The sequence below is a fragment of the Streptomyces sp. SS8 genome, from assembly GCF_054072955.1.
Genome location: NZ_JBSVCZ010000018.1, coordinates 117,942 through 133,597, shown reverse-complemented (window position 1 = coordinate 133,597; position 15,656 = coordinate 117,942). Strand labels below are relative to the sequence as shown.

The window sequence follows — 15,656 nt, the reverse complement described above, 5'->3', positions numbered from 1 at the left end:
CTCCTCCCCGCCCTAAAGGACGGGGTATCCACGAAGGAGAGCCCCGATGACCGTGAGGGTCTACCGGGACGCCTGGGGCGTACCGCATCTGCGCGCGGACGGCGCGGACGAGCTGGCGTACGCCCAAGGGCGCAACGCGGCGGCCGACCGCGCCTGGCAGATCGAGGTCGAGCGGCACCGCGCGCAGGGCACCACCGCGTCGTTCCTCGGCGCGGAGGCCGTCTCCTGGGACCGGTTCGCGCGGCGGGTGCGGCTGGAGGACACCGCCCGGCGGTGCATGGACGCCCTGGAGCGCGAGGACCCCGGCACCGCCGCCTGGGTCCGCTCCTATGTCGACGGGGTCAACGACGGGCTGGCGGAAGGGGCCGCCCGGGCCCCGGAATTCGACGCCACAGGCCTGGCCCCCGGCCGCTGGCGGCCGTGGACGCCGCTGGGCGTCTGGCTGTCGGCGCACATCCTGTTCGCGGGCTTCCCGGCCAAGCTCTGGCGCGACGCCGTCGCCCGGCGCCTGGGGCCCGAGTGGGTGGGGGTGTTCGCCACCGACGGGCCCGGCACCTCCGGCAGCAACGGCTGGCTCGTCCCGGCGGAGCGCAGCGCCACGGGCGCGGCGGTCGTCGCGGGCGACCCCCACCGGTTCATCGAGGCCCCGGGGGTCTACCAGCAGATCCGGCTGGCCTGCCCGGAGTTCGACGTCGTCGGTCTCGCCGTCCCCGGCGTCCCCGGCATCGCCCACTTCGGCCACACCGGCCGGGTGGCCTGGGCCATCACCAACGCCATGGCCGACTACCAGGACCTCTACCGCGAGCGGCTGCGGCGCACCGGGCCGGACGGGGAGCGGGTGGAGGCGCTGGGTCCGGACGGGTGGCGGCCCGCCGAGCGCCGCGTGGAGACGATCGAGGTGGCCGGCGGCGAGCCCGTGACGGTCGAGGTGATCGAGACCGAGCGCGGGCCCGTCATCGCCGACGGCGACGAGGCGGCGCACTGGACGGAGCAGGGCTCCCCGGTACAGCACTCCCCCGACGCCCCGGTCGGGGGCGTCTTCGGCGCGCTCTCCCTGCGCCACCCCCCGCGCGTGAGCGCGGACCTCGGTTTCGGGGCGCTGCCCGCCCTGTTGCGTGCCCGCTCCGTCGCCGACGTCGACCGTGCCCTGGACGGCTGGGTGGAGCCCGTCAACGTCGTCCTGGCCGCCGACACCGCGGGCGGGACGCTGCACCGGGTGGCGGGCGCCGTGCCCGTGCGCCATCCGGACAACCGGATACGGGTCGTGCCCGCCTGGGAGGCCCGGTACGCCTGGCGGGGCTGGCACGGGCCGATGCCGCGCGAACGCGTCGAGGGCGTCGCGGTCATGGCCAACCAGCGCGGGATCGCCGAACCCCTCGGTGTGGAGTTCGCGCCACCGCACCGGGCCGGGCGCATCCGGGATCTGCTGGAGGAGCGGGCCGTGTGGTCCGCGAAGGACATGGCGGCCGTCCACAGCGACACCCTGCTGGCCTCGGCCACGCCCCTGCTGGACCTGCTGGCGCGTACCGATCCCGGTGAACTGGGGCCGTACGCCCGTCGGTTGCGGGAGCGGCTGCTGGACTGGGACCGCCGTATGGACGCCGACAGCACCGGCGCCGCCTCCTTCGCCGCCGTCCGCACCGCGACGGTCAGGCTGCTGGCGCGGCATCCGCTGCTGCGGCCGCTGGCGGACCCGCCGCCCGCGCCGGAGGTCTTCCGGCCCTGGCTCGCGCTCGTGCCCCGCGTCGGATACGCCCTGGAGCACCTGCTGACCACGGACCGCCTGCCGCTCGCGGACCGGGCCGGGGCCGTACGGGCGGCCGTCGAGGAGGTGGCGGCCGGTGAGGCCGCCGCCCAGGGCCCGCCGGCGCGGTGGGGCGACACCCACCGGCTGGCGCCCTGGCAGGCGCTGCCGGCCGATCCCGGCGAGCCCTGGCCCTCCCTGGCCGGCGACCACGACTGCGTGCTGGCCACCTCCGGCGTGCCCGGGGTCACCGACCTCAGCGCCCGCGCCTCCGCCGCCCGCTACGTGTGGGACCTCGCCCGCCGTGAGGACAGCGCCTGGGTGGTGCCGCTGGGCGCCTCGGGTGTGCCCGGGGACCCGCACCACCGGGACCAGCTCCCGCTGTGGGCGCGCTGCGAGCTGGTGCCGGTCGTCACCGACTGGGGCAAGCTCACCGAGGAGCCCGCCGCACCGCACGACCGACCCGCACCGCACGACCGAGGAGAGAAGTGACCGACCCTGCCGCGCCCTCCGGCGCCTTTGCCCCCTCGGCTCCCCGGCGCCGCGAAGCCGTGCACGAGACCCGCGTCGAGGGCTTCGGCACGGTCCGCGTCGTCCCCGTGGACCCCGCCCGCGACATCGGTCTGCTCCACGACTGGGTGACCCGGGAGCGGGCCCGCTTCTGGGGGATGGCGGACCACACCCGCGAACAGGTCCTGGAGATCTACGAGTACCTGGACTCCCTGTCCACGCACCACGCCTTCCTGATCCATCTCGACGACCGGCCGGTCGCCCTCTTCCAGACCTACGAGCCGGACGCCGACCCGGTCGGCGAGTACTACGAGGTGCGGCCGGGGGACTTCGGCATCCATCTGATGGTCGGCCCGGCGGACGACGGGGCGCGGCCGGGCTTCACCGGCACCCTGCTGACCGTCTTCCTGGCCCATCTGCTGGCCGAGGACCCCGGCCGCAGGCGGATCGTCGCCGAGCCCGACGCCCGCAACGAGAAGGCGGTCTCCCGGCTGCTGCGGACCGGTTTCGTCCTCGGTCCCGAGATCGAACTGCCGCACAAGCGGGCCCGGTTGGTCTTCCTCGACCGGGACGCCTTCCTCTCCCGCGCCGCCTCCCGGCCCTCCTGAGGGATCGGAGCCCCGGGGCGGCCCGGCGGTGTCGGTGGGCGCGGCTACGGTATCGCCGTGATCGATTCCGACGACGTCCGACGTATCGCGCTGTCCCTCCCGGAGACCGTGGAGAAGGAGGCGTGGAGCATGCCCACCTTCCGGGTGGCCGGGAAGATGTACATCACCGTCCCCGACGACGAGACCTCCGTCGCCGTGCGCTGTCCGCGCCTTGAGCGCACCGAGCTGATCGCGGCCGAGCCGGAGAAGTTCTGGGTGCCGCCCCACGAGGCGTCCTCGGCGTGGGTGCGGGTCAGGCTGGCCGCCCTGGAGGACGTCGCCGAACTGCGGGACATCCTCGTCGACTCCTGGCGGCAGGCGGCCCCGGAGCGGCTGCTGGAGGCACATCCGGGTCTGGTGCCCGGCGGGGCGGTGGGTTCCGAGGGGTAGTGCGGGGTCCGGCCGGCGGGCGCGGGGCCGCTCACCGCCGGCGGCCGGACGCCTCCACCGTGCCCCCGCGCCCGCCGGCTCCGGCGGGCGCACCGGCGCCGCGCTGTCGCAGGACCTTCAGCGCGGTCTCGCACCACTGCAGGTTCTCGCGCTCGAAGGCGATGCCGCGCAGCAGTGTGAGGTAGGGGCCCACACGTTCGGCCTGAGTGAGGTACTCCTCCTCTGTGCGCCCGTCCAGCAGCTTGGCGCGTCCCCGCTCGTAGCGGGCCAGTTTGGCCGTCGACCACTCCAGCTGCGTCTCGACGGCGGCCCTGACCCCCTCGATGTCGCCCACGTCGGCGCTCTGGACCTTCACCAGCAGTTCGTCGCGGATGACGGTGGGCCGTGCGAGGGCGGCGGCGGTGTAGTCGCGCAGTGCGGCGTATCCCGCCTCGGTCAGGGAGAACAGCCGCTTGTTGGGCCGGCGCTCCTGCTGGACGACGCGGGCCGCCACGAGCCCCTCCCGCTCCATGCGCTCGAGTTCGCGGTAGATCTGCTGGGGGGTGGCGGTCCAGAAGTTGGCGACCGAGGAGTCGAATCCCTTGGCCAGGTCCCAGCCCGACGCCTCGCCTTCCAGTAGGGCTGCCATCACCGCGTTGCGCAGAGCCATCCCCGTATTGGAGCACGGGGGCGACCTGCCGACAAACCGACTGTTCCGCGCCGGCCTCTCCCTCCGGCTCCGTGCCGGCGGGCGCGGCTTCGGCCCGGTGTGGACAGACTCCCCGCCAGGATTTACTCTCCAACGCACCTAGTAAACTTTTTGGCTATCGAGGTGGTCGGCATGAACCCCTTCCGGCGCGCCGTGGAGGCCCGCGACGAGCAGGCGCTGGCGGACCTGCTGGCCGAGGACGTCGTCTTCACCAGCCCCATCGCGTTCAGACCCTACGAGGGCAGGGCGATCACCGCGGCGATCCTGCGCGGTGTGATGCGGGTCTTCGAGGACTTCTCCTACACCCGTGAGTTCACCGGCCCGGACGGCCGCGACCACGCCCTCGTCTTCACCGCCACGGTCGGCGGCCGGAGGATCCAGGGCTGCGACTTCCTGCACTTCGACGAGGAGGGCAGGATCGACGACCTCACCGTCATGGTCCGCCCGCTGTCCGCCGCCCAGGCCCTGGCCGAGGCCATGGGCGCGCAGTTCGAGCGGATCTCGCGCGAGGCCGCCGGCCACTGACCTCCGGCCCGTACCGCTCCTCCCCCACCACCACGCCCTCCGCCGCGCCGCCCGCACCCGCACCGAACCGGGAGACCGACCGCATGACCGCCTACCCCCATCTGCTCCGGCCGCTGGACCTGGGCTTCACCACTCTGCCCAACCGGGTCCTCATGGGCTCGATGCACGTCGGTCTGGAGGAGGCCCCCGACGGCTTCTCCCGGATGGCCGCCTTCTACGCCGAGCGCGCCCGCGGCGGCGTCGGCCTGATCGTCACCGGCGGCATAGCCCCCAACGAGGCCGGACGCCCCTACCCCGGCGGCGCCATGCTCACCACCGAGGAGGAGGCCGAACGCCACCGCGCCGTCACCGACGCCGTCCACGCCGAGGGCGGCCGCATCGCGATGCAGATCCTCCACTTCGGCCGCTACGCCTACCACCCCGACCTCGTCGCCCCGAGCCCGCTGAAGGCCCCGATCAGCCCCCACACCCCGCGCGAACTCACCGACGCCGAGATCGAGCAGACCATCGAGGACTTCGCCCACAGCGCCGCCCTCGCCCGGTCCGCGGGCTACGACGGCGTGGAGATCATGGGCTCCGAGGGCTACCTGATCAACGAGTTCACCGCCTCCGCCACCAACCACCGCACCGACCGCTGGGGCGGCTCGTACGCCAACCGCATGCGCTTCCCCGTCGAGATCGTGCGCCGGGTCCGCGAGCGGGTCGGCGAGGACTTCATCATCGTCTACCGGCTGTCCATGCTCGACCTGGTGCCCGGCGGCTCCACCTTCCCCGAGGTCGTCGAGCTCGCCCGCGCCGTCGAGGCCGCGGGCGCCACCATCATCAACACCGGCATCGGCTGGCACGAGGCGCGCATCCCCACCATCGCCACCTCCGTGCCCCGCGGCGCCTTCACCTGGGTCACCCGCAGGCTGATGGGGTCCGTCTCCGTCCCGCTGGTCACCTGCAACCGCATCAACAACCCCGAACTGGCCGAGCGGATCCTCGCCGACGGCGACGCCGACATGGTCTCCCTGGCCCGCCCCATGCTCGCCGACGCCGACTTCGTCGCCAAGGCCGCCGCCGGCACCCCCGAGGCGATCAACACCTGCATCGGCTGCAACCAGGCCTGCCTCGACCACACCTTCAGCCTCAAGATCACCTCCTGCCTGGTCAACCCCCGGGCCTGCCACGAGACCGAGCTCGTCCTGGAGCCCACCCGCCGGGTCAGGGACGTCGCGGTGGTCGGCGCCGGACCGGCCGGGCTCGCCTTCGCCGTCTCCGCGGCCGAGCGCGGCCACACCGTCACCCTGTACGACGCCGCACCCGGGATCGGCGGGCAGCTCAACACCGCCCGCCGCATCCCCGGCAAGCAGGAGTTCGACGAGACCCTGCGCTACTACCGCCACCGGCTCGGCACACTCGGCGTCCGGCTCCGCCTGGGCGCCGAGGTCACCGCGGAGCAGCTCGCGGACGCCGGCCACGACGAGATCGTCCTGGCCACCGGCGTCACCCCCCGCGTCCCCGAGATCCCCGGCATCGACCACCCCAGCGTGGTGGGCTACCTCGACGTCCTCCACGACCGCAGGCCCGTCGGCCGTCGTGTGGCGATCCTGGGCGCGGGCGGCATCGGCTTCGACGTCGCCGCCTACCTCACCCGTCCCGGACCTGACGGCGGACCGGACGAGCCGGAGAGCACCGAGGCGTTCCTCACCCGCTGGGGCGTCGACACCGAGCACCGCTCCCCCGGCGGCCTGACCGAGCCCGTCCATCCCTCCTCCGAACGCACCGTCCACCTGCTCCAGCGCAAGACGAGCAAGGTCGGCGCGGGGCTGGGCAAGACCACCGGCTGGATCCACCGCACCGAGCTCAGGCAGCGCGGCGTCACCATGCTCCCCGGTGTCGCCTACGAGCGCATCGACGACGAGGGCCTGCACATCACCGTCGACGGGCAGCCCCGGGTGCTGCCGGTGGACACCGTCGTGCTGTGCACCGGGCAGGAGCCCCGGCGCGACCTGTACGACGAGCTGGCCGGGCGCGGCGTCAAGGCCCACCTCATCGGCGGCGCCGACATCGCCGCCGAGCTCGACGCCAAGCGCGCGATCGACCAGGGCACCCGCCTGGCGGCCGCACTGTAGGGCACGGGCCGGCGGCCGCCCCTCCCGCCCCCCGTGCGGGGCGGGAGGGGCGGCCGTCAGCCGCGCAGAGCCGCCTCGACGACGGCCGCCCACTGGGCCACGACCCGTTCGCGGCGGGCGCCGTCGTCGGTCAGGAGGTTGGCCAGGCCCAGGCCGCGGGCCATGTCGAGCAGGCCCTGCACGGTCTCCCGCGCCCCTGGCACGCTCTCGTCCGCGTCCAGCAGACGCACCGCCATGCGGTGCGTCTCCCGGCCGATGCGCGCCTCCAGCGCGACCACCCGGGGCGCGAGCTGGGGTTCGTTGGAGGCGGCCACCCACAACTGGAGCGCGGCGCGGAAGAGTTCGCCGGTGTAGAGGCCGACGATCGCCTCGACCGCCTCCCGGACGCCGGCCGGTCCGGGCAGGTCCCGCAGCACGGCCGACCGCTCCTCTGCGACGTACTCCACCGCCGCCGTGAACAGGTCCTCGCGGGTGGGGAAGTGGTGCTGGGCCGCCCCGCGGGTGACGCCCGCGTGCTCGGCGACGACCGCGACCGTGCTGCCCGTCCAGCCGCGCTCGGCCAGGCAGGCCACCGCGGACTGGAGCAGACGCCGCCGGGTGGCGCGGCTGCGGTCCTGCTTGGGCGCGTTGCCCCGTGTGGTCAGTGGTGCACCCATCGGGGGTCCCGTCGTTCGAGGAAGGCGGACATGCCCTCGCGCGCCTCGTCCGAGGCGAACAGCCGCGCGGAGAGCTCCGCCAGGCTATCGGTGTCCCGGTCGAAGACCCGCAGCACCTCCGCCGTGACCAGGCGTTTGGACTCCGCCAGACCCTGCGGCGAGGCGCGCCGCAGCCCGTCCAGGACCGGTTCCAGCGCGGCGTCCGCGTCCTCGGCGGCGATGGTGACCAGTCCGATGCGGGCCGCCTCCACCGCGCCGAACCGCTCGCCGGTCAGGTAGTACCGTCCGGCCGCCCGCGCGTCCAGCCTCGGCAGCAGCGGCAGGGAGATCACCGCGGGGGCCAGTCCGAGCCGCGCCTCGGTGAAGGCGAAGGTCGCCCCGGGGCCGGCCACCGCGATGTCGCAGGCGCCCACCAGCCCCGCCCCGCCCGCCCGTACGTGCCCGGTGACACGGGCGACGACGGGCTTGGGGAAGGCCACGACCGTGCGCAGCAGCCGTGCCAGGCCCAGAGGCGCGTCGGCCGGCCCGGCCGCCGTGCCCGCCTCGCCCAGATCGGCCCCGGCGCAGAAGGTGGTGCCGGTGTGGGTGACCAGCACCGCCCGGGTGCCCGGGTCGCGCCCGGCCGCCTCCAGGTGCGCGTACAGCTCGCCCACCAGCCGGGCGGAGAGCGCGTTGCGGTTGTGCGGCGAGTCGAGGGTCAGGGTGGTGACACCCCGTCCGGCCGAACTCCGCACCAGGGGACCGCCCCCGCTGTCGTCCGTGCCTCTCATGCCGTGGTGCTCCTCTCCTGCTCCCGTTCACCGGCCTGCGGTTCGCACCACACGGCGTCGTGGACAGGTCGGCCGGGAAGTGGGACATCGGCGTACTCGCCGCGGAACACGGTGCCCTCCGGGAGAAAGAGGGCTGGGATGTCTCAGTAGGATCTGGGCAGTCCCAGGGTCTGGTGGGAGACGAAGTTGAGGATCATCTCCCGGCTGACCGGCGCGATCCGGGCGACGCGGGAGGCGGTGACGAGGGAGCCCAGGCCGTACTCACTGGTCAGGCCGTTGCCGCCGAGGGTGTGCACGGCGCGGTCGACGGCCCTGGCGCAGGCCTCCGCCGCCGCGTACTTGGCCATGTTGGCCGCCTCGCCCGCTCCCGCGTCGTCGCCGGCGTCGTACAGCAGGGCCGCCTTGCGTGTCATCAGGCGGGCCAGCTCGATCTCCACGTGCGCCTCGGCCAGCGGGTGGGCGATGGCCTGGTGGGCGCCGATCGGCTCCTTCCACACCTGCCGGGTGCGGGCGTAGTCCACTGCCCGGGCGACGGCGAAGCGGCCCATGCCGAGCGCGAACGCGGCGGTCATGATCCGTTCCGGGTTGAGTCCGGCGAAGAGCTGGAGCAGTCCGGCGTCCTCGTCGCCGACGAGCGCGTCCGCGGGCAGCCGCACGTCGTCCAGCACCAGCTCGAACTGCTTCTCGGGGGCGGACAGTTCCATCTCGATCACGCTGCGGGAGAAGCCGGGGGCGTCGCCGGGGACGATGAACAGACAGGGTTTGAGCCGGCCGGTGCGGGCGTCCTCGGTACGGCTCACGATCAGGGTGGCGTCGGCGATGTCCACACCGGAGACGAAGACCTTGCGGCCGGTCAGGATCCATCCCCCACCGTCGCGGCGGGCGGTGGTGGTGATGCGGTGGGAGTTGGAGCCGGCGTCCGGCTCGGTGATGCCGAACGCCATCTTCCGGCTGCCGTCGGCCAGTCCGGGCAGCCAGGCGCGCTTCTGCTCCGCGGTGCCGAAGCGGGCGATGACGGTGCCGGTGATGGCGGGGGTGACGATGAGCATCAGCAGCGGGCAGCCCACCGCGCCCAGTTCCTCCAGCACGATGGACAGCTCGGTGATGCCGCCGCCCCCTCCCCCGTACTCCGCGGGGAGGCTGACGCCGAGGTATCCGAGCTTTCCGGCCTCCCGCCACAACTCGTCGGTCTGCCCTCCGGCCCGGCGCACCCGCTCGAAGTACTCGCGGCCGTAGCGTCCGCCGAGGGCCGCGACGGCCGCGCGCAGCGCCCGCTGTTCGCCGGTCTCCAGCAGTGCGGCCGCCGTGTGGTCGGCGTGCTGATCAGTGGTCATGCCCCTGCCCCTTCGTCGGTCGCCGGGCTCACCGGCGGTTCCCCGGTGCCGTCGCGGTCCTGCTCATCAGGGGTGACGACCGCGAGGACGGCGCCGACCTCCACGTGCTGTCCCGCGGTCACCCTCAGCTCCCGCAGCACCCCGTCGGCCGGCGCCGTGACGCGGTGCTCCATCTTCATCGCCTCCAGCCACAGCAGCGGCTGTCCCGCCGTCACCGCGTCGCCTGCGGCGAGGTGGTCGGCGACGCGTACGACCGTGCCGGGCATCCGCGCCAGCAGCGAGCCCGGCTCGGTGCTGCCCCGAGGACCGGGGAAGCGCGGCAGCACCGTGAGGGCGTACGCGCCCAGCGGCGAGTCCACGAAGACCCTCGCCCGCTCCTCCCCGCCCCCCGGGCCGCCCGGGTACACCGCGACGTCGAAGCCGTGCCGTACGCCGTCGATCTCCAGCTCGACGCGGTCGGCGGCGAAGCGCAGGGCGCGCACCCCCGGCAGGTCCTCGGCGAGCGGCGGGCCGCCGCGCGCGGGCCGGTAGCGCACCTCCACCTCCGCACCGCCGGGTTCGGCCCGGTAGCGCTTGGTCTGCGGACCGGAGGGGAGGTTGCGCCAGCCGCCGAGCCGCCCGGAGACGGTCCGCGCGGCCGTGCGGCGCGCCTCGGCGTCCGCGAGCGCCGCCGCGAACGCCGCCGCGCGCAGACGCCGTTCGCCGTCCGGGGGCTCCTCGCACAGGCGTGCCAGATACCGGCCGTAGAAGCCGGTGTCCATACGTGCGGAGGCGAAGTCGGGGTGCCGCAGCGAGCGCACCAGCAGGTCGCGGTTGGTGGCCGGGCCGTGGACGCGGGCCCGCTCCAGCGCGTGTGCCAGCTTCCGCACGGCCTCGGCGCGGGTGGGCGCCCAGGAGATGACCTTGGCGAGCATCGGGTCGTAGTGGACGGTGACCTCGTCGCCGCCGCCCACCCCCGCGTCCAGCCGCACTCCGGGGCCGCCGGGGACCTCCAGACGGTGCACCCGGCCGGTCTGCGGGCGCCACTGCCGGGCCGGATCCTCGGCGTAGAGGCGGGCCTCGACGGCGTGGCCGTGCGGCTCGGGGGGCCGGGCCGCGGGCAGCGGGGCGCCCTCGGCGATCCGCAGCTGCAGCGCGACGAGGTCGAGGCCATACACGCACTCGGTGACGGGGTGCTCGACCTGGAGGCGGGTGTTCATCTCCAGGAAGTACGCCCGCCCGTCCGGTGCGAGGAGGAACTCCACCGTGCCCGCGCCCCGGTAGCCGACCGCGCGGGCGGCGCGCTCGGCCGCACCGTGCAGTGCGGCGCGCTGCTCCCCGGTCAGGTTTGGTGCGGGGGCCTCCTCGATCACCTTCTGGTGGCGGCGCTGGAGCGAGCAGTCGCGGGTGCCCAGGGCCCACACCGTTCCGTGGCCGTCCGCGAGCACCTGCACCTCCACATGGCGGCCGCTCTCGACGTAGGGCTCGGTGAAGACCTCGCCGTCGCCGAAGGCCGCCTCCGCCTCGGCCGACGCGGCGCGGATCTCGCCGTCCAGCGCGGCCGCCTCGCGTACGATCCGCATGCCGCGCCCGCCGCCGCCCGCCGCGGCCTTGACCAGCAGCGGCAGGTCCTCCTCGCGTACCTCGCCGGGCCGTACCGGATCCAGCAGGGGCACCCCGGCCTTCCTCATCAGCTCCTTGGCGCGGGTCTTGGACGCCATGGCCTCGATCGCCTCGGGCGGCGGGCCGATCCAGACCAGCCCCGCCTCCCGTACCGCCCGGGCGAAGCCGGCGTTCTCGGAGAGGAATCCGTAGCCGGGGTGGACGGCGTCCGCGCCCGCCGCCAGGGCGGCCGCCACGATCAGGTCGCCGCGCAGATAGGTGTCGGCGGGTGCGTCGCCGGGCAGCGCCACGGCCGCGTCGGCCTCCCGCGCGTGGGGGGCGTCCGCGTCCGCGTCGGAGTGGACGGCGACGGTGGCGACGCCCAGTTCCCGGCAGGTGCGGAAGACACGCCGGGCGATCTCGCCGCGGCCCGCGACCAGGACGGAGCCGATGGTCCGCCCCGCGTCCGCTTCTGTCGACATGTCAACCCCTCACATCCGGAAGACGCCGAAGCCGCCGCGCGCGCCCGCCACCGGAGCGGTGTGCACGGCGGACAGGCACACACCGAGCACGGTGCGCGTGTCGCGCGGGTCGATGACGCCGTCGTCGTAGAGCCGCCCGGACAGGAACACCGGCAGCGACTCGGCCTCGATCTGCTGCTCGACCATGGCGCGCAGCGCCGCGTCGCCCTCCTCGTCGTAGGGCCTCCCCTTGGCCGCCGCGGACTCGCGCATCACGATGGAGAGCACTCCGGCGAGCTGCCGCGGGCCCATGACGGCGGACTTGGCGCTGGGCCAGGCGAACAGGAAACGCGGGTCGTAGGCCCGGCCGCACATGCCGTAGTGGCCGGCGCCGTAGCTCGCCCCCATCAGCACCGACAGGTGCGGCACCCTGGAGTTGGAGACCGCGTTGATCATCATCGCGCCGTGCTTGACGATGCCGCCCCGCTCGTACTCGGTGCCGACCATGTAGCCGGTGGTGTTGTGGAGGAACAGCAGCGGGATGTCGCGCTGGTTGGCGAGCTGGATGAACTGGGCGGCCTTCTGGGACTCCTGGCTGAACAGCACACCGCGGGCATTGGCCAGGATGCCGACGGGGTAACCGTGCAGGGCCGCCCAGCCGGTGGTCAGGCCGGCGCCGTACAGCGGCTTGAACTCGTCGAAGTCGGAGTCGTCGACGATCCGGGCGATCACCTCGCGCGGATCGAAGGGGATCTTGAGGTCGCCGGGAACGACGCCCAGCAGTTCGTCCTCGTCGTGGCGCGGCGGGCGTACGGCCGCCGGATCGGGGGCGGGGTGGGCCTTGGGCCGGTTGAGGCGGGCGACGACGCGGCGGGCCTGGCGCAGCGCGTCGGGCTCGTCCGCCGCGAAGTGGTCGGCGAGGCCGGAGACGCGGGCGTGCATGCCGGCGCCGCCCAGTTCCTCGTCGTCGGCCTCCTCGCCGGTGGCCATCCTCACCAGCGGCGGTCCGCCGAGGAACACCTTGGCACCCCGGTCCACCATGATCACGTGGTCGGACATGCCGGGGACGTAGGCGCCGCCGGCGGTGGAGTTGCCGAAGACGACCGCGATCGTGGGGATGCCGGCCTCGCTGAGCCGGGTGAGGTCGCGGAAGAGGGCTCCGCCGGGGATGAAGATCTCCTTCTGGCCGGGCAGGTCCGCACCGCCGGACTCCACCAGGCTGATGAGCGGCAGCCGGTTGGCCCGGGCGATCTCGTTGGCCCGCAGGGCCTTCCTCAGCGTCCAGGGGTTGCTGGCTCCGCCGCGCACGGTCGGGTCGTTGGCGGTGATCAGGCACTCGACGCCCTCGACCACGCCGATGCCGGTGACCAGCGAGGCGCCGACGGTGTAGTCGCTGCCCCAGGCCGCCAGCGGGGACAGTTCCAGGAAGGGGGTGTCGGGGTCGAGCAGCAGCTCTACGCGTTCGCGGGCCAGGAGTCTGCCGCGCCCGCGGTGGCGGGCGCGGTACTTCTCCCCTCCCCCGGCCAGGGCCTTGGCGTGCTCGGCCTCCAGCGCTTCGAGTTTCGCGAGCATCGCCTCGCGGTTGGCGGCGTACTCCGGCGCCGTGGTGTCCAGCGCCGAGCGCAGCACGGTCACAGCAGCTCCTCGGGTATGTCGATGCGGCGGGAGCGCAGCCACTCCCCCAGCGCCTTGCCCTGCGGGTCGAAGCGGGCCTGGGAGGCCGCGCCCTCGCCGAGGACGCCGTCGATCACGAAGTTCAGGGCGCGCAGGCCGGGCAGCACATGCCGGGTGACGGGCAAATCGGCGGTCTCCGGCAGCAGTTCGCGCAGCCGGTCGGCGGTGAGGGTGTGCGCCAGCCAGCGCCAGGTCCGCCCGTCGCGTGCCCACACGCCGATGTTGGCGCCGCCGCCCTTGTCGCCGCTGCGCGCCCCGGCCACAGCCCCCAGCGGGGCCCGGCGGACGGCGTTCGGGCTCTGCCGCGGCAGCGGCTCGGGCAGCGGCGGCTCGGGCACCGGTTCCAGGGGCCGGGTGGTACGGGGCGGCGGCACCGCGATCCGCCGCCCGTCGGGCAGTACGGCCGTGTGCGGCACCTCGGCCGCGTCCAGGTACGCCGCCTCGAACACCCCGTAGGGCGCCCCCTTGCCCGGCGGGGCGGTGACGTGGAAACCGGGGTAGCTGCCGAGCGCCAGCTCGACGGCGGCGCCGCTGACGGCCCGCCCCACCCGGTCGGCGTCCGCGTCCCGCACCACGAGGTGGAGCAGGGCGCTCGCCTCCTGCTGCACGGGCGCGTCCGCGTGGTCGGTGCGGGCCAGGGTCCAGCGGACCTCCGCCGGGCGGCCGCCGGGCGCGGCGTCCAGCCGGTCCTCCATCTGCTCGCGCACCAGCGCCGCCTTGGCCTCGACGTCCAGGCCGGTGAGGACGAAGACCACCTCGTTGCGGAAGCCGCCCAGGCGGGTCAGGCCCACCTTGAGCGCGGGCGGCGGCGGCTCGCCGCGCACGCCCTCGATCCGCACCCGGTCCCGCCCGTCGGCCCGCAGCTGCACCGTGTCCAGGCGTGCCGTCACATCGGGCCCGGCGTAGCGCGCGCCGGCCGTCTCGTACAGCAGCTGGGCGGTGACGGTGCCGACGGTCACCGCGCCGCCGGTGCCCGGGTGCTTGGTGATCACCGAGCTGCCGTCGCGGTGGATCTCGGCCAGCGGGAAGCCGGGGCGGCGCACGTCGATCCCCTCGGCGGCGAAGAAGGCGTAGTTGCCGCCGGTGGCCTGGGTGCCGCACTCCAGTACGTGCCCGGCGACCACGGCGCCGGCCAGCGCGTCGCGGTCGGCCGGATCGCCGGTGTCCCAGCCGAAGCGGGCGGCGGCCGCCCCGGTGACCAGTGCGGCGTCGGTGACCCGGCCGGTCACCACCACGTCGGCGCCCGCCTCCAGGCAGGCGGTGACGCCGGCCCCGCCGAGGTAGGCATTGGCGGTGAGGACGCCCTCGCCCCAGCCGCCGCGGGCGGTGAGGTCGTCGCCCTCGACGTGCGCCACCCTCACCGTCAGGCCGAGCCGGCCGGCCAGCTCCCTGACGGCTGCGGCCAGTCCGGCCGGGTTGAGCCCGCCGGCGTTGACCACCAGCGGCACCCCGCGCTCGACGGCGAGGCCGAGGGTGTCCTCCAGTTGCCGCGGGAAGGTCTTCGCGTAGCCGAGGCCGGGGTCCCCCATCCGGTCCCGGCCCAGGATCAGCATGGTCAGCTCGGCCAGGTAGTCGCCGGTCAGGATGTCCAGCTCACCGCCGGTGAGCATCTCGCGCACCGCGTCGAAGCGGTCGCCGTAGAAGCCGGAGGCGTTCCCTATCCGCAGCACCCCGCCGGCCGGACCGGGGGTCACCGAGCGGCTCCGTACCCGCGTTCGCCCCGCGCCCGTCCGGCGCCGGGCGGCCCCGCGAAGGCCTGGGCGATGGAGAGCCAGCTCTCGGCTCCGGCGCCGGTGGCGCGCAGGGCGGTGTCGTCGCGGTGGACGCGCCGGGTGACGAGCAGGCAGAAGTCCAGCGCGGGCCCGCTGACGCGCTGCGGGGCGTCGGCGGGTCCGTACGTCCACGGTTCGCCGGGGGCGCCGCCGGCCGCCGGGGGCGGGGTGAGTTCGACGCGGAACGGCTCGGCGGGCGGCTCCAGTCCGTTCACCAGATGGGCGAAGTCCCGGGTCCGCACACCGAGCCGGGCGACGTGGCGCAGCCTGGCGGTCGGTTCGCGCCGCACTCCGAGCGCCCCGGCGATGTCCTCTCCGTGCGCCCAGGTCTCCATCAGCCGGGCCGTGGCCATGCCGACGGGGCTCATCGGCGGCCCGTACCAGGGGATGCGGTGCCTGTCCGGGCGCCCGGCCAGTTCCGAAAGCACACCCGCGAGCGTCCGCCGCCCCGCGCGCCACAGTGCCAGCAGCGCGCCGGGCGGCAGCGCGGCACCGCGGCGGGCTCCGTCGTCGACGTAGGTGTCCACGGCCGCCGGGTCCGAGAACGCCGCCTCGGCCTCCCGCCGGAACGCCTCGGGATCGCGGGCGGCGAGCAGAGAGCGCTCGTCGGTCCAGGCCAGGTGGGCGATCTGGTGGGCGACGGTCCAGCCGGGCGCCGAGGTGGCGGCCGTCCACCGCTCATCGGCCTCCTCGGCCAGGGGGGCGACGAGCGCGTCCAGTTCCTCGCCCTCGCGCCGCAGGTCCTCCAGCACCTCGTCCGCAGCCGTGCCCGGCATACCGCCCTCCC

13 protein-coding genes are annotated in these 15,656 nt (G+C 74.8%); 5 read left to right on the top strand and 8 right to left on the bottom strand.

The window, feature by feature from the left end:
* Positions 1 to 46: 46 nt before the first annotated feature.
* Genes ACW69E_RS18490 through ACW69E_RS18480 form a run of 3 tightly spaced genes read left to right on the top strand, consistent with a single transcriptional unit; the run spans position 47 to position 3,291 of the window.
* Complete coding sequence (locus ACW69E_RS18490) at positions 47 to 2,236, top strand: penicillin acylase family protein (protein ID WP_457499359.1); 2,190 nt, start codon at positions 47 to 49, stop codon at positions 2,234 to 2,236.
* Positions 2,233 to 2,862, top strand: coding sequence for a GNAT family N-acetyltransferase (locus ACW69E_RS18485; protein WP_457499358.1), 630 nt, complete (start codon positions 2,233 to 2,235; stop codon positions 2,860 to 2,862). The genes ACW69E_RS18490 and ACW69E_RS18485 overlap by 4 nt, the downstream gene beginning before the upstream one ends.
* Before the next feature lie 57 nt (positions 2,863 to 2,919).
* Positions 2,920 to 3,291 (top strand): MmcQ/YjbR family DNA-binding protein, encoded by a 372-nt coding sequence (locus ACW69E_RS18480; protein ID WP_457499357.1) that lies wholly within the window; start codon positions 2,920 to 2,922, stop codon positions 3,289 to 3,291.
* 31 nt (positions 3,292 to 3,322) lie between these two features.
* Here ACW69E_RS18480 and ACW69E_RS18475 read toward each other — a convergent pair whose 3' ends face one another.
* Complete coding sequence (locus ACW69E_RS18475; protein ID WP_457499356.1) at positions 3,323 to 3,940, bottom strand: PadR family transcriptional regulator; 618 nt, start codon at positions 3,938 to 3,940, stop codon at positions 3,323 to 3,325.
* 171 nt (positions 3,941 to 4,111) lie between these two features.
* Between ACW69E_RS18475 and ACW69E_RS18470 the strand changes: the two genes are divergently transcribed.
* Together ACW69E_RS18470 and ACW69E_RS18465 are read left to right on the top strand one after the other, a co-directional pair.
* Positions 4,112 to 4,504 carry a nuclear transport factor 2 family protein gene (locus tag ACW69E_RS18470; protein ID WP_457499355.1) on the top strand — a complete coding sequence of 131 codons (393 nt, stop codon included), beginning with the start codon at positions 4,112 to 4,114 and terminating at the stop codon, positions 4,502 to 4,504.
* Between the two features lie 83 nt (positions 4,505 to 4,587).
* Positions 4,588 to 6,621: an oxidoreductase gene (locus ACW69E_RS18465; protein WP_457499354.1), complete on the top strand. Its 2,034-nt coding sequence runs from the start codon at positions 4,588 to 4,590 to the stop codon at positions 6,619 to 6,621.
* A gap of 56 nt (positions 6,622 to 6,677) precedes the next feature.
* Here ACW69E_RS18465 and ACW69E_RS18460 read toward each other — a convergent pair whose 3' ends face one another.
* The 7 genes from ACW69E_RS18460 to ACW69E_RS18430 all read right to left on the bottom strand — a co-directional run bounded on the left by ACW69E_RS18460 (position 6,678) and on the right by ACW69E_RS18430 (position 15,645).
* Entirely contained in the window at positions 6,678 to 7,277 is a 600-nt protein-coding gene (locus ACW69E_RS18460; protein ID WP_457499353.1) for a TetR/AcrR family transcriptional regulator, read from the bottom strand.
* Positions 7,262 to 8,047 (bottom strand): enoyl-CoA hydratase family protein, encoded by a 786-nt coding sequence (locus tag ACW69E_RS18455; RefSeq protein ID WP_457499352.1) that lies wholly within the window; start codon positions 8,045 to 8,047, stop codon positions 7,262 to 7,264. Before ACW69E_RS18455 ends, ACW69E_RS18460 begins: the two co-directional genes overlap by 16 nt.
* A gap of 143 nt (positions 8,048 to 8,190) precedes the next feature.
* Positions 8,191 to 9,381 (bottom strand): acyl-CoA dehydrogenase family protein, encoded by a 1,191-nt coding sequence (locus ACW69E_RS18450; RefSeq protein WP_457499351.1) that lies wholly within the window; start codon positions 9,379 to 9,381, stop codon positions 8,191 to 8,193.
* On the bottom strand, positions 9,378 to 11,444 hold the full coding sequence (locus ACW69E_RS18445) for an ATP-binding protein (RefSeq protein WP_457499350.1): 2,067 nt from the start codon (positions 11,442 to 11,444) through the stop codon (positions 9,378 to 9,380). The genes ACW69E_RS18450 and ACW69E_RS18445 overlap by 4 nt, the downstream gene beginning before the upstream one ends.
* Before the next feature lie 9 nt (positions 11,445 to 11,453).
* Entirely contained in the window at positions 11,454 to 13,058 is a 1,605-nt protein-coding gene (locus tag ACW69E_RS18440) for an acyl-CoA carboxylase subunit beta (protein ID WP_457499349.1), read from the bottom strand.
* On the bottom strand, positions 13,055 to 14,791 hold the full coding sequence (locus tag ACW69E_RS18435) for an acyclic terpene utilization AtuA family protein (protein WP_457499348.1): 1,737 nt from the start codon (positions 14,789 to 14,791) through the stop codon (positions 13,055 to 13,057). The genes ACW69E_RS18440 and ACW69E_RS18435 overlap by 4 nt, the downstream gene beginning before the upstream one ends.
* Positions 14,788 to 15,645, bottom strand: a complete 858-nt coding sequence (locus ACW69E_RS18430) for a TIGR03084 family metal-binding protein (RefSeq protein WP_457499346.1) — start codon at positions 15,643 to 15,645, stop codon at positions 14,788 to 14,790. Before ACW69E_RS18430 ends, ACW69E_RS18435 begins: the two co-directional genes overlap by 4 nt.
* Between the last annotated feature and the right edge of the window lie 11 nt (positions 15,646 to 15,656).